Consider the following 22,279-nt stretch of genomic DNA (forward strand, 5'->3'; position numbering starts at 1 on the left):
AGTCGTTCTCCACAGACCAGAAGGGTTTACTTCCAGCATGATTATCCCGCTGCCGCACACGAGCACCCGCGAAATTGCCTCGAAGCTCGTCGAGGCCCAGGAGCACTACACGCTCACCACGGGCCGCGTGCTCACGCTCATCGTCGTGGCTGATGTCGCGGACGATATCGAAGCGATTCTTGCCTCGGTGCGCGACGCCTCGCACGAGCACCCCTCGCGCGTGCTCGTTGTCGTCACCGGCGACCGCAGCGCCCCCACCGCGCTCGACGCGCAGCTGCGCGTGGGCGGCGAGGCCGGCGCCTCCGAGATGGTCGTCATGCGCCTCCACGGCTCGCTGGCAGACCAGGCCGAGGCCGTCATCACGCCGCTGCTGCTTCCCGATACCCCCATCGTCGCCTGGTGGCCCAGCCAGTTCCCCGAGGCCCCGTCCCACCATCCCGTGGGCGCGCTCGCCCAGCGCCGCATCACCAACGTTGGCGCCGCCGAGTACAACGTGGAGACCGTCTACCTGCGCCTGCAGCAACTCTCACGCGGCTACGCCCCCGGCGATTCGGACATGACGTGGGCCTCGCTCACCCTCTGGCGCGGCATCGTCGCTTCCGCGCTCGACCGCCACCCGCACGAGCCCGTCGAAGCCGTGGAAATCTCCGGCCCGGCTGGCGATCCCGCCGTGGACCTCGCCGCCGCGTGGCTCGCCGATCGCCTCGCCGTCGCCGTACGCCGCACCGACTGCGATATCACGCTCGGTGACACGGACCTCAACTCCGTCGCCGACCCTACCAAGGGCGACGCATACTTCCCCATCCGGAAGCTCGTCTTCTACCGCGCGAACACCGATATCACCGTCGAGGTTATCGACGAATCCACGGTGCGCGTCTCCGTCCCGGGCGCTCCCGAATCCCTCGTGGCTCTGGGCGTGCGCACCCAAGCCGAGGTCCTTTCAGAGGAGCTGCGCTACCTCCATGCAGATAAAACCTATGCCCACGCATTGCGCGCACTCAACCGCGTTTCATACTCATAACCCACATTTTTAAGGCACAATAGATAACCATGGTTACCGTTCACCGCGTCGACGACCTTCAGGATCTCATACGACAGACCGCCCTCGCTTTCATCGAGACTGTGGCCGCCGCACAGGCGCCTGGCGGCGGAGTCCATGGGGATGGCGTCGCACGCGTCGTGCTCACTGGTGGTGGCGCGGGCATCGGAATGCTCCGTGAGCTCGCCCGTCTCGACGCGGCGGCGGATTCCCAGGGCGAGGACTTCCCGGCCCTGCGCGTTGATTGGTCCCGCGTGCACATTTTCTTCGGCGACGAGCGCAATGTGCCTACCTCTGACCCGGACTCAAACGAGGGCCAGGCCCGCGGCGCGCTGCTCCAGCACGTCGACATCCCCGAGCCCCACATCCACGGCTATGACCTCGGCGCCATCGCCATGGAAGCCGCCGCCCAGGCCTATGAGGCCGAGCTGGAGGAATACGCGCCTCAGGGCTTCGACCTCCATCTGCTCGGCATGGGCGGCGAGGGCCACATCAACTCTCTCTTCCCACATTCCGATGCCGTCCGTGAGACCGAGCGCCGCGTCGTCGCCGTCTCCGACTCACCCAAGCCCCCGGCCGAGCGCCTCACGCTCACGCTCCCGGCCGTGCAGTCGGCAGATCGCGTCTGGCTGCTCGTCGCCGGCGAGGCCAAGGCCGAGGCGGCCGCGCGTGTCGCCCACGGCGATGACCCCGATTACTGGCCGGCCTGCGGCGCACAAGGCCGCGTCGAGACCATCCTTTACGTCGCTGAAGACGCCGCCGGCGATATCTAAAGCCCTCGCACAGCTTTCCCGCTCGCCCTCAATCGTGGTGGGCGGGTATTTTTTTGAACATAATCGTCGAATTACGTTCAGAGTCGAGAAGGCCTTACCCTAGTTGCCCGCCGGCCCAGCCGCGTCGGCGCGCGGCCCCGTCCTGCACAGAAGCTTTCGTGACCACGGCACCAGCTGAACCGTCATCGCCATCGACCCCCGCCCCCGCCACCGGGGACCCACGAATTTCAAGGACGTGACTACTACGCAGGCACTGCCCCCGAGGACGCCACGGCCGACTCCGGAGTGGCTCGAACACGGCAACCTTGACCGGAAAATTGCTTTCATTCTCAATGGCATTGCAGCCGGGCACGGCGTCACCCTGGCATAAATAATGCGGTGGTCAGCTCCCAAGTGGAGCTGGCCACCGCACGGTAGCGCGAGCTACGAGCCTATCCGGCGAAAGCCTGGATGAGGTTAAGACCAACGATGCACCCGAGCCACACGATAACCATCACGATGGTGTAGCGGTCGAGGTTCTTCTCGACGACCGTGGAACCCGACAGGTTGGACTGGACGCCGCCGCCGAAGAGGCTGGACAGGCCGCCGCCCTTGCCCTTGTGCAGAAGCACGAAGACGGACATCAGGATAGCTGCGATAACCAGAATGATCTGGAGGGTCAGAACCATGTAAACGTTCCTTGTTTGGGTGTATAAGTCTCTTCCGCGCCACGCGCCGTATGACGGCGGGCACGATTGCTTCCCTCAACAATACACGAAGCACGGGCCGGATTGAGTACCGGTCCGTGCTGGTGTTGTGCGAGTCCTACCGCTTGGCGGTCTAGAAACTACGCGTTGATAGCAGCGTTAGCTGCGAGCTTAGCGAAGTCTTCGCCGTTGAGGGAAGCGCCGCCCACGAGGCCGCCGTCGACGTCCGGCTTGCCCACGATCTCGGCGACGGAGTCAGTCTTCACGGAGCCGCCGTAGAGGATGCGGATTCCGTCAGCGACCTCGTCGCCGGCGAGCTCGCGCACGAGCTGGCGAATAGCAGCGCATACTTCCTGTGCATCGTCCGCAGACGCAACCTTGCCGGTGCCGATGGCCCAGACAGGCTCATAGGCAATGACGGTCTTCTTCAGATCCTCGGCAGACAGGCCCTCGAGGGAGAAACGGGTCTGGTTGACAACGTAGTCAACGTGGGTGCCGGCCTCACGGACAGACAGCGGCTCGCCCACGCAGACGATGGGCGAAATGCCGTGCTTGATAGCAGCGGCAGCCTTCTCCGAGACCAGCTTGTCGGTCTCGCCGTGGTACTCGCGACGCTCGGAGTGGCCCACGACAGCCCAGGTAACGCCGAGCTTGGAGAGCATCTCTCCAGAAACCTCGCCGGTGTAGGCGCCGGAATCATGCTTGGAGATGTCCTGAGCTCCGTAGGTGATCTGCAGCTTGTCGCCATCGACGACAGTCTGGACGGAGCGCAGGTCGGTGAACGGGACCATGAAGGCCACGTCGACCTTCTCGTAGTAGTCCTTAGGCAGGGCGAAGGCGAACTTCTGGACCTGAGAAATAGCCTCGAGGTGGTCGAGGTTCATCTTCCAGTTACCAGCAATAAGCGGGGTACGTGCCATGATGTGAGGTGTCCTTTTCTAGTGGAGTTCGATTAGCGAAGTCGAGTGCGTGACGCGAGGCTTTACTTAAGCCTGCAGAACCTTGACGCCCGGCAATTCCTTGCCCTCGAGGAATTCGAGGGAAGCCCCGCCACCGGTCGAGATGTGGCTGAAGCCGTCCTCATCCAGGCCCAGCAGACGGACGGACGCGGCGGAGTCACCGCCGCCGACGACGGTGAAGGAGCCGTTGTTGGCGGTGGCGTCGATGATGGCCTGTGCGACACCCGCGGTGCCCTTGGAGAAAGCTTCCATCTCGAACACGCCCATCGGGCCGTTCCAGAACACGGTCTTGGAGGTGGCGATGACCTCGGCGAAGTGCTTGACGGACTCCGGTCCGATGTCGAGGGACATCCAGCCCTCCGGAATACCGTCGAGGCTGACGACCTTGGTCTCGGCGTCAGCAGCGAACTCGGACGCAGCGGTGAGGTCGACCGGCAGAACGAGCTTGTCGCCGAAGCGCTCGAGCAGCTCCTTGCAGGCATCAATCTGGTCTTCCTGCAGCAGGGACTTCTGAACGTTGTATCCCTGAGCGGCGAGCAGCGTGTAGCACATACCGCCACCGATGATGACCTTGTCTGCCTTGCCAGCGAGGGCCTCGATCACGCCGAGCTTGTCCGAGACCTTGGCGCCGCCGAGGACGACGACGTACGGGTGCTCTGGGTTCTCAGCGACTGTAGCGAGGGTCTCAACTTCCTTCTGCACGAGCTTGCCAGCGTAGGCCGGCAGACGCTTGGCAACGTCGTAGACAGATGCCTGTGCGCGGTGGACAACGCCGAAGCCGTCGGAGACGAAGGCGCCATTGTCAGCAGCCAGTGCGACGAGCTCATCGGCAAAGGCACCGCGCTCAGCCTCGTCCTTAGAAGTCTCGCGAGCATCGAAACGAACGTTCTCGACGAGCAGGACATCGCCGTCGTTGAGACCGTTGGCGCGCTCGTGTGCGTCCTCACCGGAGACGTCGGATGCCAGCGCGACGTACTGGCCAAGGGCCTCAGACAGCGCCTCCGCAACTGGTGCGAGTGAGTACTTCGAGTTGACTTCGCCCTTCGGGCGACCAAGGTGGGCGGTGAGGATGACCTTTGCGCCACCGTCGACGAGAGCCTTGATGGTGGGCAGCGAGGCGTTGATACGACCCGGGTCTGTGATGTTGCCGTCCTCGTCGAGCGGGACATTGAAATCAGAACGGACGAGGACGTGGCGGGACTCCACGCCTTCGGCGAGCAGATCATCGAGGGTCTTGAATGCCATGAGCATATCTCCTTGGAAGTGATTTATTAGTCGACGTTGTCGTTCGAGCTATGCAGTTTTAAAGCTAAAGGAGACGCGAATGTCGATGTGATGACGGGGCGCGCCTAGCCCCTAAAAGAATACCGGCCCGCGCGAGCCCTGGAGGGCGTTCGCGAGGGCCGGTAACTCATATCAGGTGCTTATCCGCCGAGCCGGTAATGGATGCGTGTACGTTCATGCGATTCACGAAGCGCGGCGGTGAGCAGCCTGACTCTTACAGCTTGGAGGCAACGAGCTTGGTGGTGCGGACGAGCTGGCTGGTGTAGCCCCACTCGTTGTCGTACCAGCCGAGGACCTTGACCAGGTTGCCGTTGGAGACCTTGGTCATGCCAGCGTCGAAGATGCAGCCGTGGGAGTCGGTGACGATGTCGGTGGAGACAATCGGATCCTCGGTGTAGCCCAGGGTCTCACCGAACTCGCCGGTGGCAGCTTCCTTGATGGCGGCGTTGATTTCCTCAACAGTGACGTCGCGGGATGCCTGGAAGGTCAGGTCGGTTGCGGAGCCGGTGATCACGGGAACGCGCATTGCGTAACCGTCGAGCTTGCCCTCGAGCTCCGGAAGAACCAGGGACACGGCCTTGGCAGCGCCGGTGGAGGTCGGAACCATGTTCTGGGCTGCGGCGCGAGCGCGGCGCAGGTCGCGGTGCGGAGCATCCTGAATGCGCTGGTCACCGGTGTAAGCGTGGACGGTGGTCATGAGGCCCTTCTCAATGCCGAACTTGTCGTTGAGGACCTTGGCCATCGGAGCCAGGCAGTTGGTGGTGCAGGAGGCTGCGGAGATGACGTTGTGGTTTGCAGCGTCGTAGGAGTCGGAGTTGACGCCGTAGACGAAGGTTGCGTCCACGTTCTTCGCCGGAGCGGAGATGATGACCTTCTTGGCACCAGCCTCGATGTGAGCCTTAGCAGCCTCGCCATCGGTGAAGAAGCCGGTGGACTCGATGACGACGTCGACGTTGAGGTCGGCCCAGTTCAGGTTCTTCGGGTCGCGCTCAGCGGAAGCGTGGATTTTCTTGCCGTCGACGGTGATGGACTCGTCATCGTAGGAGACCTCAGCACCGAGCTTTCCCAGCACGGAGTCGTACTTGAGCAGGTGAGCCAGGGTGTGGTTGTCGGTCAGGTCGTTAATGCCGACGATCTCCAGGTCGCCCGGGTTCTGCTGGACGGCGCGGAAGAAGTTGCGGCCGATGCGGCCGAAGCCATTGATGCCTACGCGGATAGTCACGTTAGTGTCTCCTCAAAAATTGACGTTCGTTATTCCATGGGATTACCGAGGTTTCAAGCGTCATTGTGGTCTCTCCCGCTCAACGCGCTGAGCGCCGTGCGGATTACCTATGGTGTTCTTCTGTGTGACGAAGTCCTCGACAACTTCCCAACGCTTCCGAGTCTACCGACTGTTTCCGAATGCTGCAGCAAGAAACTGCCCGTCCCCACTAAAAACCACATCAGAGTACCAGTTTCGCTATGGGATACATCACGAATCACGACGAAACACGCCGCAAATCACCAGCTAGATGGACGTATTTCCCCAATGCCCGTTTGTGTTGATTTACGTTGCGATAAATATCACCCCACACTCTGACTAAAACAAGGTAAGGCAACACCACTGAGAAGGGACTGCACCCTGGATCGTCTACCGCAGTGCTTCAAGCGGAGCAGCATCGCACCAGCCCAGGCCCAATTTCTGTATCTTTGGCTAGTTGCGCCCTTGTGAACCCCCATCCTCCATCGCGCCACAATGTGCACTCTGTCATCGGAAGCACTGCGCCCGCGTCTCGGACATGAACATTAGGCAAACACTCGGCGTTCTTCACGCCTACATACAGGAAAACGGACGCACACGGACATAAAGAAATGCCTCACGAAGTCGTGAGGCGCGTCCACAGCGACTACTCGCTGTCGTTCTTCGGTCCGTGTGCGTACTCATGCGTATCCGGAATACCGAGTTCTTCCGCACGCTTGTCGGCCATCGATAGTAGGCGTCGAATGCGGCCGGCGACGGCGTCCTTGGTCATGGGCGGATCCGCGTGGCGGCCGAGCTCCTCAAGCGACGCATCGCGAAATTTCACGCGGAGGTAGCCGGCATCTGCCAGATGCTCGGGCACGTCGTCGCCCAGAATGTCCATCGCGCGGGACACGCGATTGGCTGCGGCCTCTGCGGCACGCGCGGAACGACGCTGGTTGGCATCGTCGAAGTTCTCCAGACGCGTGTTGGAGGACTCGTGAGCCTCCGAGCGCAAGCGCTTGCGTTCCCACTCTAAGCGCGTGCGGTGCGCGCCCATCCTGGTGAGCAGGGCACCGATGGCATCCCCTTCGCGCACGACCACGCGGTCGGCGCCGCGAGTTTCTTTCGTCTTAGCGGCAATGCCCAAACGGCGCGCGCAGCCAACGAGCGCTAACGCAGCCTCTTGACGCGGGCACACAATTTCCAGAGACGACGAGCGTCCAGGTTCCGTGAGCACGCCCTGAGCAAGAAAAGCGCCGCGCCACGCAGCCTCGGCGTCGGCGACAGAACCGGAAACGACCTGCGGTGGCAAGCCGATGACGGGGTGGCCAGAGCGCGTAATGAGACCAAGGCGGCGCGTGAGTTCCTTTGCCTCGCCCACGCGCATCTGTACGCGCGGACGTTTTGACGTCGAGCCCGGTCCCACGATGTGGGTTGAGGACTTCACGCCGTAGAGATCGTCGAGGAATTCCGCGAGCCGCTTGGCCGTCACTTCATCATCGAATTCGACTTCGTAGCTCATGTGGTCGCCGTTGACGTGCAGTTCGCCAGCGAACCGAAGCATGGCCGACGCCTCTGCCGCACGCGCCGACTGACGCGGCAGCGTGACCTGGGCCAGCTCCTGTTTGACCTTTTCTGTAAGCGACAAAGCCACCTCGACGCTCCCTTTCTTCCTCGCCTTGGGTGCGAGGCTGCGGTCCGATGAATACGACATGCTTTCCTTACCTGGGGCGTAGAAAGCTGCCGGGGCACGCAGCTCCGGCACTTAAAGCGAACAATAGTCTAGCGCGCCGGGCTAGACCTCGCCGCGATAGATCTCGCCGAAGACGCGCGCAAGTTTCGCGGGATCGTGGAGATTACGGCGCCCGCCGTCCTCGTCTTGTGCGCTCACTTCAGCGAAAACCACCGCGGCGCCGAGAGAATCAGCAGCACGTTGCAGATACTTCTTCTCCGTATCCGCCAGCGGTGCAGCCGAGTCAACGACGATCCGGTCAATGTGCAGTCCTGCAGCATGCTGTGCAAGTACCTGTACATGGCGCTCCGCGGAAAAACCGTGGGTCTCCCCTGGCTCAGCGGACAGATTCAACACCACGACGCGCGGTGCGCTGGAAGCGTTAATTGCATCGACAATGTCGGGCACCAGCACGTGCGGAATGACGGAGGTGAACCACGAGCCGGGGCCAAGCGTGATGAAGTCCGCACGTGACAAGGCTTCGAGGGCTGCGGGGTTAGCAGCCGGCGCCTGCGGAAGAATGCGAACGCGGCGCACATTACCCGGCGTGGTGGCGACGGCGACCTGTCCGCGGACTGGGCGCATGACCGTCGGGTCCTCATCGAGCCCGGCGACCTCAGCCTCTATGTCAAGCGGCTGCTCGACGACCGGGTAGACGCGGCCATGCGAGCGCGTGAGACGCGCGACGATATCGAGCGCCTCCTGCATCTCCCCGACCACTTCCGTGAGTCCGGCGATGAGCAGATTGCCCACGGCGTGACCGGCAAGAGCGCCGGTTCCGCCAAAGCGGTGCTGCAACGTGGTGGCCCACAACCCTTCTTGCTCGCCGTCGTCGGCGAGGGCCGCCAGCGCCATGCGCAGGTCTCCGGGCGGGATAAGATCGAGCTCACGGCGCAGCCGGCCGGACGAGCCGCCATCATCTGCGACGGTGACGATCGCCGAGATTTTCTCCGAATCAAGGTCACGGGCGGCAAGTAGGGTTTGAAAGAGGCCATGCCCGCCGCCCAGGCAGGCGATGTGATGGGGAGTGGCAGGGAGTCGAGCCATGGGGAGTTCGCCGCTCCTTTCTAACAAGTAAGGGGTAGCGCACAGGGAGCGCACTAAGTTGGGGAAATCCTATACAATTATTATGCCGTTATTAGTAATCGGCCAAAAAGGTCGCGTCGTTACGGGGTAAGGAGTAAAGGAAAGGTTCCCCGTGAGACGCATCTGGGTTTAATCGCGTGTGATGTCGCGGTGGAGAACGCTGACATCGACGCGATCTTCGTCGCGCAAGCGGCGCGCGATCTCTTCAGTGACGGCCACCGAACGGTGATGCCCGCCGGTGCAGCCGATGCCGATGGTGATAAAGTTCTTTCCTTCGTGCCTGTATCCAGCAAGCATGGAGTCCAGCATGTTGATGAAACGGTCAACGAAATCCGCGGCACCTGGCTGCGAGAGAACGTAGTCGCTCACGGGCGCATCCGTGCCGCGGTATCCACGAAGCTCCGGCACCCAGTAGGGATTAGGGAGGAAACGCACGTCCATGACGAGGTCGGCGTCGCGCGGCGAACCGTGCTTGAAGCCGAAGGACTCCAGCGTGATGTGTTGCTTTTCGGAGCCCATGTTGCCGAATGCGGCCTCGATGGCCCGGCGGAGGTCATGCACCGAGAGGTTCGTGGTGTCGATGATGACGTCGGCGCGGGTACGCACGGGAGCGAGCTGCACGCGTTCGCGCTGTATGCCGTGCTTGAGGGTATCCCCGCCCTGGAGCGGGTGCGTGCGGCGGACGCCATCGAAACGACGAATGAGTACGTCGTCGCGCGCGTCCATGAACAGCACCGTCGGGCGCATATCGGCCTCTTCGAGGCCGTTGATGGTGTCGATGAGCGAACCAGGGAAGACACGGCTGCGCACGTCGACAACAACGGCGACTTTGGTCACCGGCGAGTCCTCTTGGGCGCAGAGTGTGAGCAGCTCGATGACCATGACCGACGGAATATTTTGGGCCACGTAATAGCCTTTGTCTTCAAGGACCTTGGCGGCGGTAGACAAGCCACCGCCAGACATACCCGTCAACAGGATGGGGGGAGTTTCAAACTGCGTCATATGCCCCATAGTAGACGCGCGGGGCGTACCCGCGCGCTCTAATGAAGGTGTTCGTAGACAGTGTGCGCCAATTTGGGACCAAATCCCTTGACTTCTCCAATCTCTTCCACCGATGCGAGCTTCAGCTTCTTCACGGAGCCGAAGTGCTTGACCAGATCGGTCCTGCGCTGCGGGCCAAGGCCTGGGATGGAATCGAGTACGGAGGAGCGCATGCGCTTCGAGCGCTGTTGGCGGTGGTACGTGATGGCGAAGCGGTGCGATTCGTCACGGACCTGCTGAAGCAAGTACAGCGCCTGGGAGTTGCGCGGCAGAATGACGGGGTCCTCCTCCCCCGGCACCCAGATCTCCTCGAGACGCTTGGCCAGGCCGACGAGGGTGACGTCGACGATGCCGAGCTCGTCGAAGACCTCCTGGGCCGCGGCGACCTGCGGTGCGCCACCGTCGACGATGAAGAGTTGCGGCGGGTAGGCAAAACGGCGACCGGCCTCGGCGGAGTCCTCCGCCACGGCCTCGTCACTAAACGTGGACTCCTCGACTTCCTCGTCGGGGTTCGCCAGCTTGTCTTCGTTATGCCGCTTGAAGCGGCGGCGCGTGACCTCTGCGATAGAGCCCACGTCGTTGGAGTGGCCGTCGCCGGCGGCTTCCTTGATGCGGTATCGCCGGTAATCCGACTTGCGTGGCAAGCCATCCTCGAAGACGACAAGGGAGGCGACGACGTCCGTGCCCTGGATATGCGAAATATCCGTACATTCGATGCGCAGCGGCGCCTGCTCCATGCCAAGCGCCTCTTGGATGTCCTGGAGTGCGGCCGAGCGTGCGGTGAGATCGCCCACGCGCTTGAGCTTGTGCTGGCGCAACTGTTCCTTCGCGTTCTTGCGCACGGTCTCCATGAGCGCGCGCTTGTCGCCACGCTGCGGCACGCGCAGCGAGACATGGGTGCCGCGCAGTCGCTCCAGAAGCTCTTGGACTTCCGTGGCCTCGTCCGGCATGGCCTGGACCAGGATTTCGCGTGGGATGACCTGCACCTTCTTTGCCTCCTCGTGGGAGGCTTGGTCGACGCCGCGGCGTGCGAAGTCTCCCTCGAGGGGCGCGGAGGCGCCCTCGGGCGACGGCAACGCGGTGGAGGGGGCATCGGCAAGCTTGGCGTCCTCGGCGTCCTCCTGGGCTTGACGCTCGACGGCATCGGAGTAGAACTGGATGAGGAAGTTCTGGATGACGGCGCCGACCGCCGGGTCTGGCTGGCCCTCCTCGAGGGGCTCAGAGCTGGCCTGGTCCCCGACCTTGTCCACGACCCAGCCGCGCTGGCCGCGGATGCGCCCGTCGCGGACGTGGAAAATCTGGACGGCGGCCTCGAGCTCGTCCGTCTCGACGGCAATGAGGTCCGCGTCCGTGCCGTCGGTGAAGACGACGGCTTGCTGCTCCATAATTTTATTGATGGCACCCAAGTCGTCGCGCAGGCGGGCGGCACGCTCAAACTCGAGGCTTTCCGCGGCCTCTTCCATCTCCTTGGTGAGACGACGCGTAACCGGCGCGGTATTGCCGTTCATGAAGGAGACCAGGTTATTGACAGTCTCGCGGTGCTCGGCGGGGCTCACGCGGCCGATGCACGGGGCATCGCACTTGCCAATGTAGCCAAGGAGACATGGGCGGCCGAGGGTCTGGTGACGGTTATAAACGCCCTTGGCGCACGTGCGCATGGGGAACACGCGCGTCAATAGATCGAGGGTCTCGCGCACAGCCCACGCATGGGAATACGGTCCGAAGTAGCGCACGCCCTTGCGGCGCGGGCCGCGATAGAAGAAGGCACGCGGAATCTGCTCCCCAACGGAGACGGCCAGCATGGGGTACGTCTTGTCGTCGCGGTACATGACGTTGAAGTGGGGGTCGAAGCGCTTGATCCACGTGTACTCGAGCTGGAGGGCTTCGACCTCGCTGGCGACGACGGTCCACTCCACGCTCGCAGCAGTGAGCACCATCTGGCGGGTGCGCGGGTGGAGCTGCGTAATGTCCTGGAAGTAGTTGGACAGGCGCGCGCGAAGATTCTTCGCCTTCCCGACGTAGATGACGCGCCGGTTGTCGTCACGGAATTTATAAACGCCCGGGTCCGTGGGGATAGCCCCCGGCGCCGGGCGGTACGTGGTGGGGTCGGCCATAGAGAGGCTTAATCCTCCGGCATGTAATCGGCCTCAAGGTCGCGGAAGGCCTGCACGTCGCGGATAACGGTGGCCTTATCGCCGGACTGCAAGGCCCAGACGGGAACGAATTCGAAGTTGGGCAGCTCGATGTGTGCCATGCGCGAGCCCTCCGGGAAGGACAGGCCATAGATGAGCTGCCACGGGTAGAAACGCGTGCCCACGAGGTTGCGGACCTCCACGCCGTCCGAATTCGCGCGCAGGCGCGGACGAGTGAGCATGAGCCACACGAAGAAGGAAATGATAATGCCCACGCCCGGGTAGGCGAAGCGGTCGATCGTCGTCACCGACGCGCCGGTATACGACAAGCCGACGGTCACGCCCATAAAGATATGAACGGCCATGATGACGATGACGCAGATGATAGCGATCTTGCGCAGGTACGCGGACTTTAAGGTGAGCTCCCACGGCTTGGTGGACGTCGACGCGAACGGGTCCGCGGCGGTGTACTCCAGGACTTCTTCATCCGTGAGCTCGATGCGACGCTGGGCGTCTTTCGACTGTTCAGTCATATGTAGCAGTGTCTCCTGGGCTAGGCGCGCGTGCGCGCGGTCTCTTCTACCTTACGCAGGGTGGCAACGGTATCCAACGCGGCGACCATGGCCTCCGCGCCCTTGTCTTCCACGGAGCCGTCGAAGCCCGCGCGATCCACCGCCTGCTGGTGATCGTTCGTGGTGAGCACGCCGTTGGCAATCGGCTTACCGGTATCGAGCGCAATGCGCGTAAGCCCCTGCGTGACGGAGTCGCAGACGTACTCGAAGTGTGGGGTGCCGCCGCGGATGACGCAGCCGAGCGCCACGACTGCGTCATAGTTTTGTGCTGCGCGCTGCACAACGACAGGCAGCTCGAGCGCGCCCACGACGCGGAAGGAATCCACGGTGGCGCCAGCCTCCGTGCCTGCCGCGATGGCGCGGGCTTCGAGCTGGTCGCAGATCTCCGCGTTCCACGTGGAGGTGACCACGGCGACGGTCATTCCTTGCGCGTCGACGGCCTTGACCTCGGGCAGTCCTTCTTTGCTCATTGTGGGTCTCCTCTACTTGGCGTGGTCCGCATCCCAGCGCGCGACCTGCGGTAGGTCGTGGCCCATGCGGTCGCGCTTGGTGCGCAGGTACTCAATATTATCGGCGTTGGCCTCGATTTCCAGCGGGGTGCGGCCGGTAATCTCCACGCCGAAGCCCGCCAAGCCCTCGCCCTTGGCCGGGTTATTGGTGAGCAGGTTGACGCTCTTGATGCCTAGGTCGCGCAGGACCTGGCCCGCAGCCGAGTATTCGCGCGCGTCCTCGGGCAGGCCCTGTTCAAGGTTGGCGTCAACAGTGTCGCGCCCGTTGTCCTGCAGCTCATAGGCTTTCAGCTTATTGAGCAAGCCGATGCCCCGTCCCTCCTGGCCCCGCAGGTACACGATGACGCCGCTGCCGGCGTCGTGAACTGCCTTCTGCGCGGCGTGGAGCTGCGGGCCGCAATCACAACGGTGCGAACCAAAGACGTCGCCGGTGAGGCACTCGGAATGCACGCGCACGAGGACATCCTCGGCGCCGTCGAGGGCCTTGAGGTCGCCCGCGACGAGCGCCACATGCTCTTGGCCGTCCAGGATATTACGGAAACCGAGCGCGGTGAACTCGCCGAACTCGGTGGGCAGTCGCGTCTCGACAACGCGGTCGACCTGGTTCTCGTGGTGGCGACGCCACTCGATGAGCTGCTCGATGGAGATCATCTTCAGGCCGTGGGAGTCGGCGAAGCGGCGCAGCTCCGGCGAGCGCGCCATGTCCGTGGGGTCTTCCTCGGAGACGATTTCGCACAGCACGCCAGCCGGTCGCAGGCCTGCCAGGCGGGCCAAGTCTATCGATGCCTCCGTGTGGCCGTCGCGCTCCAGCACACCGCCCGGGCGCGCGGCGAGCGGAACCACGTGGCCGGGGCGCGTGAAGTCGCCCGGGTGTGACTCGGGGTTGGCGAGCGCGAGAATGGTCTCGCAGCGCGACTTCGCGGAAATGCCCGTGGAGCCCGTCGCGAGATCGACCGTAACGGTATACGCGGTGCCGCGCACGTCCTGGTTCTTCGCCATCATGGGCGGCAGGTTGAGGCGGTCGCAGTCATCCGGGGTGAGCGGCGCACAGATGTAGCCGGAGGAATACCGCACCATGAAGGCGACGAGTTCTGGCGTGGCCTTTTCCGCGGCGAAGATGAGGTCGCCTTCGTTTTCACGGTCCTCGTTATCAACGACGACGACGGCTTTACCGACTGCGATATCTGCAATGGCTTCCTCGACGGTATCGAGGCGCACGCTCTGTTCACTCATGTCTGTCAACTCTAGTCTGGAACGCTCGTACTACTTACTTTCGGGGTGCATGTCCGCTGTATCCACGGTGAGCTGCATTTTCTCGACGTATTTGGCCAGCACGTCAACTTCAAGGTTGACGCGTGCGCCAGGTGTAAGCTCGCCCAGAATGGTCTCGCGCAGCGTGGCTGGAATAAGGGAGACCTCAAACCACGGCTCGCTCGCCCCTGGCTGGGAGATAGCCGCGACCGTGAGCGACGTACCGGAGACTGCGATGGAGCCTTTCTCCACGACATAGCGCTCCAGCTCGCGCGGCAGTTCGAAGCGCAGAACCTCCCAGTGCTCGGACGGCGTACGGCTGAGCAACCGCGCCGTGCCGTCGACGTGGCCCTGCATGATGTGGCCACCCAGGCGCGTGGTGGGTAGCAGCGCGCGCTCGAGGTTCACCGGCGCGCCCACGGTGAGCTCCCCCAGCGACGTCCGGTTGAGCGACTCCTGCATGACATCGGCCGTAAACGTGTCGCCGTCCAGTGTCGCGACGGTCAAGCACACGCCGTTGACGGCAATGGATGCGCCGAGTTCCGCATCACTCGTCACGAGCGGACCCGTGAGGCTCAGACGCATCGCATCGCCCTGCGGCTCCATCGCGCTCACGCGGCCGACCTCTTCCACCAATCCGGTAAACAATCCCAAGCTCCTTTAATCAATTCGATTCTTCCAACGCCGCTGTGGGCGTCCTATTCCGGTTCGTTCCCTACGTGGCTGCCAAAAATCGTCTTCTGCGAACGACTTTCTCGACAATTTTCGGCAACTACGACCGCTCGACCGTGAAATCCACGACGAGATCCGCACCCAGTTCCTCCACGCGGGTGCGCCGCAACGCCAACGCATCCGTCAGAGTTGATGCGACCGGTTCGGCAAACACGCCACGCCCGGCCCCAAGCAACGTCGGCGCGATATACGCGCGCACGGCGTCGACGAATCCCTCCTGCACGAAGGAACTCGCAAGCCCCGCGCCGCCTTCGACGAGCACGTCCCGCGCCCCAGACTCCCACAGCGCGTCCAGCGCCGCGGACGGCGAGGCGTATTGCTCAAAGCCGAGCTCCTCGAGGTGCGCGGCACGCCCCTCAAGTGAACGCGCGCCCACCACGACGCGGCGCGGCTGTGCCGCGTAGAGCGAGCCATCCGCGCGGCGGGCGGTGAGCGAAGGATTATCCGCCAAAGCGGTGCCTGTGCCGATGAGGATGGCGTCGCGACGCGTACGGTCCACATGGACGTGCGCCCGCGCGTCCGGGCCGGTGATCCACTGGCTCGTGCCGTCCACCGCGGCGGTGAGACCGTCGAGGGTCTGCGCGAACTTGAGGGTCACGTGCGGGCGCCCCATCCGGATGGCGGCGAGCCACGGGACAAGGGCGTCCTCGACGGACGCCGCCGCGGCACGCTCCTCAACGGATGCGAGGCGCGCTGGAATGCCGCGCGCGGCGAGAGTCTCGGCCCCGCCTGCGGCCTGCGGATTCGGGTCTGGATGCAAGTAGACGACAGACGCTACGCCTGCGTCCGCGAGCGCCACCGCGCACGGACCGGTGCGGCCGGTATGCGAACACGGCTCGAGCGTGACGACGGCCGTTGCGCTCTCCGCTAAAGGCCCAGCCTCGCGCAGCGCCATGACCTCGGCATGCGGCCCGCCCACGGGTTGGGTGCCGCCTACGCCCACAACCTCGCCGTTCGGAGAGACAAGCACTGCGCCCACGGGCGGGTTGGGGCTCGTCGTGCCCTTGACGCCCAGGCCCGCGGACTTGGCGAGCGCGAGCGCCTCTGCAATCGAGGCCACTACAGGGTCGCCAGCTCGCGCAGTTCAGCGACGGCCGCGGCGCGGTCATCCTGCTTGAACACGGCGGAACCGGCGACGAACGCGTCGCAGCCGGCCTCGGCGCAGGCGCGAATGGTCTCGGCGGAGACGCCGCCGTCAATCTCAATCACCGTGTCGAGCCCGCGCTCATCAATCGTCGAGCGCAGCGCACGCACCTTGTCGAGCATCTCCGGCATAAACTTCTGACCGCCGAAGCCCGGCTCCACGCTCATGACGAGCACCTCGTCAAAGTGCTCAAGCTTATCCAGCCACGGCTCGATGGGCGTGCCCGGCTTAACGGAGAACCCAGCGCGCACGCCCAGATCGCGAATCTTGCGAGCGAGCGCCAGCGCGGCCTCCTCGTTGGCGACGGCCTCGACGTGGAAGATGATGCAATCCGCGCCGGCCTTGGCGTAGGTCTCGACCCACTTCTCCGGCTCCTCGATCATGAGGTGCACGTCGAGCTCCTGCGCGGTGAGACCGTCCACCGTGGAGGTAACGTCTGGGCCAAAGGACAGGTTGGGCACGAAGTGGCCATCCATGATGTCGACGTGGAGCCAGTCGCCCGAGGCGACGGAGGCGACCTCCGTGCCCAGCTGGGCGAAGTCGGCGGCGAGAATGGACGGCGCAATAATCGGTTCAGACATGCCTAAAGTCTAGCGTGCGTGACCGCGCGCCACGGGGAACTTAGGCCCCGCGACACAGTGCGGCGAAGAACATCGCGTCCGTGCCGTGACGGTGTGGCCACATCTGCACGGACAGCTCACGGCCGGTGTCCCCCATGTCAGGGATGAGCTCGTGCGCATCGAGCTCGACGGCGCCGAGCTCTTGCTTGGCACGGTCGACGATGGCGCGGGTCTCGCGCAGGTCCGGCGAACAGGTCGAGTACACGACGATGCCGCCCGGGCGCACGAGGTTCAGCGCCGAGCTCAGGAGCTCGAACTGCAGGGGCGCGAGCTTTCCGATGTCCTCTTCTTCCTTGCGCCAGCGTGCCTCCGGGCGTCGGCGCAGGGCGCCAAGGCCCGAGCACGGCGCGTCGACGAGGACGCGGTCGAAGCCGGGCTCAAGGTCCGGTGTGCGCCCGTCGGCGACATGGACGTCGACGGGCAGGCCGTCCGTGGTTTTACGCACGAGTTCGGCGCGGTGGGGCGAGACCTCAACGGCGTCGACGCGCGCACCCTCGATACGAGCGAGCGCACCCATGAGTGCCGCCTTGCCGCCGGGGCCAGCGCAGAGATCGAGCCAGCGTCCGCCATCGGTGCCCTCGATGGGGGCCTCCGCGACGGCGCGGGCGATGAGCTGCGAGCCTTCGTCCTGAACCGCGGCCAGGCCCTGCTTCACGGGTTCGAGGTCGCCCGGGTCGCCGTGCTCCATGTAGACGGCGTACGGCGAATACTTGCCTTCCTCGAAGCCGGTCATAAGCGCGAGTTCCTCGGCGGAAATTTCGCCGGGGCGGGCCACGAGGTGGACGAGCGGGCGCTGTGAGTCAGCATCGAGCGCCTCCTCGAGCTCACCGAGTCCGAGCACGCGAGAGAAGGACTCGGCGATCCAGGCCGGGTGCGCATGCTTGAACGCAAGCGCTGGAATTTCTCCGGCGGGAGCCAGCCGGTTGAGCCACGCCTCCGGAGTCGTGCGGGTAATTGTGCGCATGATGCCGTTGGCAAAGCCTTTGGCCTGCTCGTGCCCGGCGGCTTCGACGAGGCGCACCGTCGTGTCGACCGCGGCGTGCGGTTCCACGCGGGTGTAGAGCACTTGGTAGGTGCCCAGGCGCAGCGCGGTGTGAACCTCGCGCGCCATGGCCTCGAGACCGCGGGTCGCGCAGCGCGCGATGACCGCATCGAGGACGCCGAGGGCGCGCAGCGTGCCATAGGTCAGTTCCGTAGCAAATGCCGCGTCACGGCCCTCGAGCTTCGCTTTACGCAGCGCCTTGGGCAGCACGAGGTTGGCAAAGGCGTCATCGGTCTCGACACGCAGCAGCGTATCGAAGGCAACGGCGCGCGGTGCGTCGACGCCTACCTGGCGCGCGGAGCGCAGGAAATCCTTGGCGGCCTGCTCACGGGAAGTGCCGCGGCGCTGCTGGCCCTGGCCCTTGCCGCGATCGCGGTTACGGGAACCGCGGTGGTCATCGCGGCGCTGGCCACGGTCGCGGCGCTCCTCGCGCCGTTCGCGGTTGTCGCGCTCGGGTTTGGGCTTGTCTCCCGACTTCGAACGGGAACGGAATCCTCCGGTCATTGGAACATCACCTCTCCACTTTCGACATCCGCGAGCGCACCACGCGCCCAGTCTGCGGCGTTCATCATTTTCTTTCCTGGCGGTTGAATCTGCCCCAAGCGTACGGTGTCCGTCGCTGTTCCGACGAAGACTGCCTTCTTGGTGACGGCGAGCTGGCCTGGGGCCAGCGGCGAGGGGGCATCGGCAAGCTGGATGGGGCCAATCTTGATGCGATCCGCCCCCAACATGGTCCAGGCCCCGGGGCCTGGGGTGTGTGCGCGGATGTGGCGATCGACGGCGAAGGCAGGCGTCGACCAGTCGATGCGCGCGTCCTCGGTCGTAATCTTGTGCGCGTACGTCGCCTCCCCCTCCTGCGGGCGCGGATCGATGATCCCGGCAGCGAGACCGTCCATTGTCGCGACAAGGAGATCGCCGCCGGCGTAGGCCAGGCGCGTGAGGAGATCGTCAGCGGTGTCCGTGTCGCGGATAGCCTCGGTCATCGTGCCGAGGACGACGCCGGTGTCGAGCCCCTCGTCGATACGGAAGGTGGTGGCACCCGTGATGTCATCGCCAGCGGCGATGGCGGCCTGGACCGGAGCGGCGCCGCGCCAGGCGGGCAACAGCGAGAAGTGCAGATTCACCCAACCGTGCGTAGGCACGTCGAGGAGATCCTTGGTAATGAGATTGCCGTAAGCGACAACCGGAATGCACTCGGGCTGGAGTTCCGCGAGACGGGCGCGCAGGGCCTGGCCGTCCTCGGTGCCGGGCCCCAGCGTGGTGGGCGTAAGCACCTCAATACCGTGCTCCATGGCCAGCGCCTTGACCGGGCTGGGGTGGAGCGTGCGGCCGCGACCCCGGCGCGCGTCGGGACGAGTAATGACGGCCACGACCTCGTGCTCGGAGGCGATGAGCTTCTCTAAAGCCACGACGGCGGGTTCGGGCGTGCCAGCAAAAATCAGTCGCATGTGGGATCTCCTTTTTACGCGTTGAACCAGTCGGAGGCGCGGACCTCGGCCATGGCCTGCTTGCGCACGTCGCCTTGGAGGCGGTCGAGGAAGAGCACGCCGTCGAGGTGATCCGTCTCGTGCTGAACGCAACGCGCCATGAGTCCGGAGACGGCCATGCCAACGGGGCGGCCGAAGACGTCGAAGCCGGAGACGCGCACCGTTTCATGGCGCACAGTTTCCGCCGAGATATCCGGAATGGACAGGCAGCCCTCGGGGCCGACCTGGAGCATGTCCCCCAGCGGCTGCCACACGGGGTTGATGAGCGCGCCACGCATCCCCGGCTGCACGTGCGAGCAGTCATAGACGAAGATGCGCTTGGTGAGTCCAATCTGGTTGGCGGCCAGGCCCACTCCGCCAGCGTCTTCCATGGTCTCGAACATGTCATTGGCGAGCCGCTCGAGACTCGAATCAAACGTGTCGAATGGCGTGGCGATGCTGGTCAAGACCGGATCGCCGTAGATGCGGATATCGCGAATGCTCAAGGTGCTGCTCGTTCTCCTGCGTAATAGTTTTTGGTAATAGACAGTCAAGTGACCAGAATAGTGCACGTCGGACCCGAAAAGCGCGACGGCCCCGCGCCGTGGGCTCTTCCTTCTCGAGAAAACTCGCAGGGCGGCGTGGACTCACGCGACAACTGAGTTGTTGCCCAGTTGCTACCTCGTCGCAGGCTGGGTACAGCCTGACTGCTGCGTCGTTGCTGCGTCGATGCTGCGGCGGCGGACCAGGAAGAGTCCAGCCAGGGCGAGCACGAAGCCAACAAGGATGAGCATCCAGACGGTGGCGCAGGGTTGGCCAGCTCGTCCTTATCGGACGCAATTCCATGCCAGGCTATTCATTAAACGCCAAACACACGCTACGGGGGTGAAAATAAACCGTGTGAAATGCATGGTGTCATTAACACCATTAGCTTGAGAAACAACCTATTCCGATTTAACCGATGTTTATGGGGTCTACTTGGATACGCAGCGGGAGGTCGTCTTTGCGGATGCTGCGAGCGGCATTCGCTTTCCGCAGCGCGGTGCCCAGCTGTGCACGCGGCCCCAGCGGGATGCGAATGAGGACGCGTTGCGCCGGGCCGTACTTCTCCTCGTCATACTGTCCCGGCGGGGTCACTCCGACAGGCAGCAGGACCGGACCAAGGACTTCGGCATGATCGGGAAGCTCAGCGGTGCGTAAGAACTCTTCGAGCGACGCATGGGCGCCATCGACGGCAGCCATGTGGACCGCGGGCGGGAAACGCACTTCACGGCGGGCGGCGAGCTCCGCCTGCGCGGCGCCCACCATGTCCCACCGGCACAGGTAGTCGACGACGGGCAGCTCCGGCTCCGCGGTAATGATCACTTCCCCGCCCTTCATGGCAGGACTCACGAGGGTGACGGCATGCGCCCACGTATCGAGGGCGTCCTCGGTGGCGCGCATATCCTGGCGCCCAAGCAGCGCGCCGGGCTCGAGGAGCAACGCTGCGCCGTAGCGCTCCCCGCCCTCCACGTGGGGCTCGGCGCCGGGCGTGGCGATCACAAGCGCCGGCTTAAACGGGATCTCGTCTATCACCTTGTTACCGCCGGAGACGATGATCCGCGTCTTCGTAAACGCACGGCCGAGTTCCTCGGCGGTACGCTCAGTGCCCAGGACGATGGCGCGGAGTTTGGGCGATCCGCACTCGGTGCACCGGTACTTGGCGTCGACGCGGCCGCACCAGGCGCAGGTGGGCAGCGAGCCGCGCTCAGGGTCGGAGCCCTGCTGGCTCATGCCCAGTGGGCCGCCACAGTGACGACAGCGAGCGGGGTTGCCGCAGTTGCCACACGAGAGGATGGGCGCGTAGCCCTTACGTGGGACCTGGACTAGGACGGGTTCGCCGCGTTCGAGCGCACCACGGGCGGCTTGGTACGCGGGGCCGGACACGGAGGTCGTGCCGCCGCGCATGTCGCGGGAGATAGTAAGGCCGTAGCGGCCCACCGCGGCAATCTGCGGGCAACGGGCATGCAATGTCGCGGCGCTCGCCACAAGGTCATGAGCCCAGCCAGACTCGACGAGGAGCTGGGTCTCCGCCGTGCGCGCATGGCCGGCGAGGATAAGGCTGGCATGTTCCAACGCGGAGCGCGTTGTGAGAACCTCACGGGCGTGCACGTAAGGCTTGAGCGGATCGACAAGGTTATCGTCGCCATCGTCAAGGATGACCGCCAATCGCAGGTCGTGTACAGGTGCGAAGGCGGCAGAACGCGTGCCCAGCACAATACGCGCCTGGCCCTGGAGAGCCGAAAGGTAGCGTCGGTAACGCGCCTGAGGGCCCAAGGAGTTCGCCAACGTGGTGACCTGCTTGGCGCCTACGACGGCGCGGAAAGCTGCTTCGAGACGATCGAGGGACTTCTGGTTTGGAACGACCATGAGCACTCCTCCCCCGTCGCGGGCGACCTTCGCGCCTAAGGCCGCGAGCGCGCTGGCCCAATCATCGCCGGGCGCGATCTGCCACGCGGCGCGGGCGACGTTTCCGGCGAGGACGGCATCGACAAAGGATTCACCATGGAGATAAGCGGACCATCCGGACAGGTCAGGCTCGACAGACTCGCCGAGTTCCTCCCATGGCGTGGTGAGATCTGACTCTTCCGCCTTCGCGTGGCGCGGCGGGATTGCCACGCGAATGATATCCGAGCGCGCGCCGCCGTAGCGTTTGGCAAGCGACTCCACGAGAGCAGAGAGTTTCTCCGTATAGACGGGATATGGCGAAACCACGCGGTCGATAAAGCGCAGCGTTCCTTGGAATTCAGTCTCCGCGCCGCGGGCCAGGATGATGCCGTCCTGAAGTTGGCCATTGAAGCGAATGCGCACGCGAACGCCGGGTTGGGCGACCTCGGACTCCGCCTCGTCGACGTAGTAGTCGAACGCCCGGTCCAAGTGCGCCACCCGCAACAACGGCAACACCCGCACGACCGGGTCAACGGCGGCGGGTGTTTTCTTAGGCATAGCG

At 64.2% G+C, this 22,279-nt stretch carries 20 protein-coding genes; 2 read left to right on the forward strand and 18 right to left on the reverse strand.

Annotated features, from left to right (window positions below; all coding sequences use genetic code 11):
- The first annotated feature begins 37 nt into the window (after positions 1-37).
- Both HMPREF3227_RS12055 and pgl read left to right on the forward strand, forming a co-directional pair.
- A complete protein-coding gene (locus HMPREF3227_RS12055) occupies positions 38-1,021 on the forward strand; it encodes a glucose-6-phosphate dehydrogenase assembly protein OpcA (protein WP_066493224.1) in 984 nt (327 codons plus the stop codon).
- 29 nt (positions 1,022-1,050) lie between these two features.
- Complete coding sequence (gene pgl / locus HMPREF3227_RS12060) at positions 1,051-1,812, forward strand: 6-phosphogluconolactonase (protein WP_066493219.1); 762 nt, start codon at positions 1,051-1,053, stop codon at positions 1,810-1,812.
- A gap of 431 nt (positions 1,813-2,243) precedes the next feature.
- On the opposite strand, the gene secG is transcribed toward pgl, so the two are convergent.
- The 18 genes from secG to HMPREF3227_RS12150 form a co-directional block, all read right to left on the reverse strand.
- Entirely contained in the window at positions 2,244-2,480 is a 237-nt protein-coding gene (gene secG / locus HMPREF3227_RS12065; protein WP_066493216.1) for a preprotein translocase subunit SecG, read from the reverse strand.
- A gap of 158 nt (positions 2,481-2,638) precedes the next feature.
- Positions 2,639-3,418, reverse strand: a complete 780-nt coding sequence (gene tpiA / locus HMPREF3227_RS12070; protein ID WP_066493214.1) for a triose-phosphate isomerase — start codon at positions 3,416-3,418, stop codon at positions 2,639-2,641.
- 66 nt (positions 3,419-3,484) lie between these two features.
- A complete protein-coding gene (gene pgk, locus HMPREF3227_RS12075; protein ID WP_066493312.1) occupies positions 3,485-4,702 on the reverse strand; it encodes a phosphoglycerate kinase in 1,218 nt (405 codons plus the stop codon).
- Between the two features lie 253 nt (positions 4,703-4,955).
- On the reverse strand, positions 4,956-5,963 hold the full coding sequence (gene gap, locus HMPREF3227_RS12080; RefSeq protein WP_066493213.1) for a type I glyceraldehyde-3-phosphate dehydrogenase: 1,008 nt from the start codon (positions 5,961-5,963) through the stop codon (positions 4,956-4,958).
- Positions 5,964-6,627: 664 nt separating this feature from the next.
- Positions 6,628-7,611 carry a DNA-binding protein WhiA gene (gene whiA / locus HMPREF3227_RS12085; RefSeq protein WP_168162235.1) on the reverse strand — a complete coding sequence of 328 codons (984 nt, stop codon included), beginning with the start codon at positions 7,609-7,611 and terminating at the stop codon, positions 6,628-6,630.
- A gap of 147 nt (positions 7,612-7,758) precedes the next feature.
- Positions 7,759-8,742 (reverse strand): gluconeogenesis factor YvcK family protein, encoded by a 984-nt coding sequence (yvcK, locus tag HMPREF3227_RS12090; protein ID WP_066493207.1) that lies wholly within the window; start codon positions 8,740-8,742, stop codon positions 7,759-7,761.
- Between the two features lie 168 nt (positions 8,743-8,910).
- Positions 8,911-9,792, reverse strand: a complete 882-nt coding sequence (gene rapZ, locus HMPREF3227_RS12095; RefSeq protein WP_066493206.1) for an RNase adapter RapZ — start codon at positions 9,790-9,792, stop codon at positions 8,911-8,913.
- A gap of 29 nt (positions 9,793-9,821) precedes the next feature.
- The gene (uvrC, locus tag HMPREF3227_RS12100; protein ID WP_066513350.1) at positions 9,822-11,936 is read right to left on the reverse strand and encodes an excinuclease ABC subunit UvrC; all 2,115 of its coding nucleotides are present in this window, start codon (positions 11,934-11,936) and stop codon (positions 9,822-9,824) included.
- An 8-nt stretch (positions 11,937-11,944) separates the two neighbouring features.
- Positions 11,945-12,487, reverse strand: a complete 543-nt coding sequence (locus HMPREF3227_RS12105; RefSeq protein ID WP_066493202.1) for a PH domain-containing protein — start codon at positions 12,485-12,487, stop codon at positions 11,945-11,947.
- 20 nt (positions 12,488-12,507) lie between these two features.
- Positions 12,508-12,996 (reverse strand): 6,7-dimethyl-8-ribityllumazine synthase, encoded by a 489-nt coding sequence (gene ribH / locus HMPREF3227_RS12110; protein WP_066493198.1) that lies wholly within the window; start codon positions 12,994-12,996, stop codon positions 12,508-12,510.
- A 12-nt stretch (positions 12,997-13,008) separates the two neighbouring features.
- Positions 13,009-14,268: a bifunctional 3,4-dihydroxy-2-butanone-4-phosphate synthase/GTP cyclohydrolase II gene (locus HMPREF3227_RS12115; RefSeq protein ID WP_066493196.1), complete on the reverse strand. Its 1,260-nt coding sequence runs from the start codon at positions 14,266-14,268 to the stop codon at positions 13,009-13,011.
- 30 nt (positions 14,269-14,298) lie between these two features.
- Positions 14,299-14,934, reverse strand: coding sequence for a riboflavin synthase (locus HMPREF3227_RS12120; RefSeq protein ID WP_066513352.1), 636 nt, complete (start codon positions 14,932-14,934; stop codon positions 14,299-14,301).
- 124 nt (positions 14,935-15,058) lie between these two features.
- Positions 15,059-16,078 carry a bifunctional diaminohydroxyphosphoribosylaminopyrimidine deaminase/5-amino-6-(5-phosphoribosylamino)uracil reductase RibD gene (gene ribD / locus HMPREF3227_RS12125; protein WP_066493192.1) on the reverse strand — a complete coding sequence of 340 codons (1,020 nt, stop codon included), beginning with the start codon at positions 16,076-16,078 and terminating at the stop codon, positions 15,059-15,061.
- Positions 16,078-16,743, reverse strand: coding sequence for a ribulose-phosphate 3-epimerase (rpe, locus tag HMPREF3227_RS12130; protein WP_066493190.1), 666 nt, complete (start codon positions 16,741-16,743; stop codon positions 16,078-16,080). The genes ribD and rpe overlap by 1 nt, the downstream gene beginning before the upstream one ends.
- A gap of 40 nt (positions 16,744-16,783) precedes the next feature.
- Positions 16,784-18,328, reverse strand: coding sequence for an RsmB/NOP family class I SAM-dependent RNA methyltransferase (locus HMPREF3227_RS12135; protein ID WP_066493189.1), 1,545 nt, complete (start codon positions 18,326-18,328; stop codon positions 16,784-16,786).
- Positions 18,325-19,272, reverse strand: a complete 948-nt coding sequence (fmt, locus tag HMPREF3227_RS12140) for a methionyl-tRNA formyltransferase (protein ID WP_066513354.1) — start codon at positions 19,270-19,272, stop codon at positions 18,325-18,327. Before fmt ends, HMPREF3227_RS12135 begins: the two co-directional genes overlap by 4 nt.
- Before the next feature lie 14 nt (positions 19,273-19,286).
- On the reverse strand, positions 19,287-19,796 hold the full coding sequence (def, locus tag HMPREF3227_RS12145) for a peptide deformylase (RefSeq protein WP_066493184.1): 510 nt from the start codon (positions 19,794-19,796) through the stop codon (positions 19,287-19,289).
- Between the two features lie 448 nt (positions 19,797-20,244).
- Entirely contained in the window at positions 20,245-22,275 is a 2,031-nt protein-coding gene (locus tag HMPREF3227_RS12150) for a primosomal protein N' (protein ID WP_066513356.1), read from the reverse strand.
- Between the last annotated feature and the right edge of the window lie 4 nt (positions 22,276-22,279).

It is taken from the genome of Corynebacterium sp. CMW7794, from assembly GCF_001563605.1.
In the GTDB taxonomy this organism is placed as follows: domain Bacteria; phylum Actinomycetota; class Actinomycetes; order Mycobacteriales; family Mycobacteriaceae; genus Corynebacterium; species Corynebacterium phoceense.

Bases quoted from the DNA above. Each gene is read 5' to 3' on its own strand.
- HMPREF3227_RS12150 (WP_066513356.1), bottom strand. From the start codon at position 22,275: ATGCCTAAGAAAACACCCGCCGCCGTTGACCCGGTCGTGCGGGTGTTG.
- HMPREF3227_RS12135 (WP_066493189.1), bottom strand. From the start codon at position 18,328: ATGACCGGAGGATTCCGTTCCCGTTCGAAGTCGGGAGACAAGCCCAAA.
- pgl (WP_066493219.1), top strand. From the start codon at position 1,051: ATGGTTACCGTTCACCGCGTCGACGACCTTCAGGATCTCATACGACAG.
- fmt (WP_066513354.1), bottom strand. From the start codon at position 19,272: ATGCGACTGATTTTTGCTGGCACGCCCGAACCCGCCGTCGTGGCTTTA.
- HMPREF3227_RS12115 (WP_066493196.1), bottom strand. From the start codon at position 14,268: ATGAGTGAACAGAGCGTGCGCCTCGATACCGTCGAGGAAGCCATTGCA.
- rapZ (WP_066493206.1), bottom strand. From the start codon at position 9,792: ATGGGGCATATGACGCAGTTTGAAACTCCCCCCATCCTGTTGACGGGT.
- rpe (WP_066493190.1), bottom strand. From the start codon at position 16,743: ATGTCTGAACCGATTATTGCGCCGTCCATTCTCGCCGCCGACTTCGCC.
- yvcK (WP_066493207.1), bottom strand. From the start codon at position 8,742: ATGGCTCGACTCCCTGCCACTCCCCATCACATCGCCTGCCTGGGCGGC.
- pgk (WP_066493312.1), bottom strand. From the start codon at position 4,702: ATGGCATTCAAGACCCTCGATGATCTGCTCGCCGAAGGCGTGGAGTCC.
- uvrC (WP_066513350.1), bottom strand. From the start codon at position 11,936: ATGGCCGACCCCACCACGTACCGCCCGGCGCCGGGGGCTATCCCCACG.
- tpiA (WP_066493214.1), bottom strand. From the start codon at position 3,418: ATGGCACGTACCCCGCTTATTGCTGGTAACTGGAAGATGAACCTCGAC.
- ribH (WP_066493198.1), bottom strand. From the start codon at position 12,996: ATGAGCAAAGAAGGACTGCCCGAGGTCAAGGCCGTCGACGCGCAAGGA.
- secG (WP_066493216.1), bottom strand. From the start codon at position 2,480: ATGGTTCTGACCCTCCAGATCATTCTGGTTATCGCAGCTATCCTGATG.
- HMPREF3227_RS12055 (WP_066493224.1), top strand. From the start codon at position 38: ATGATTATCCCGCTGCCGCACACGAGCACCCGCGAAATTGCCTCGAAG.
- HMPREF3227_RS12105 (WP_066493202.1), bottom strand. From the start codon at position 12,487: ATGACTGAACAGTCGAAAGACGCCCAGCGTCGCATCGAGCTCACGGAT.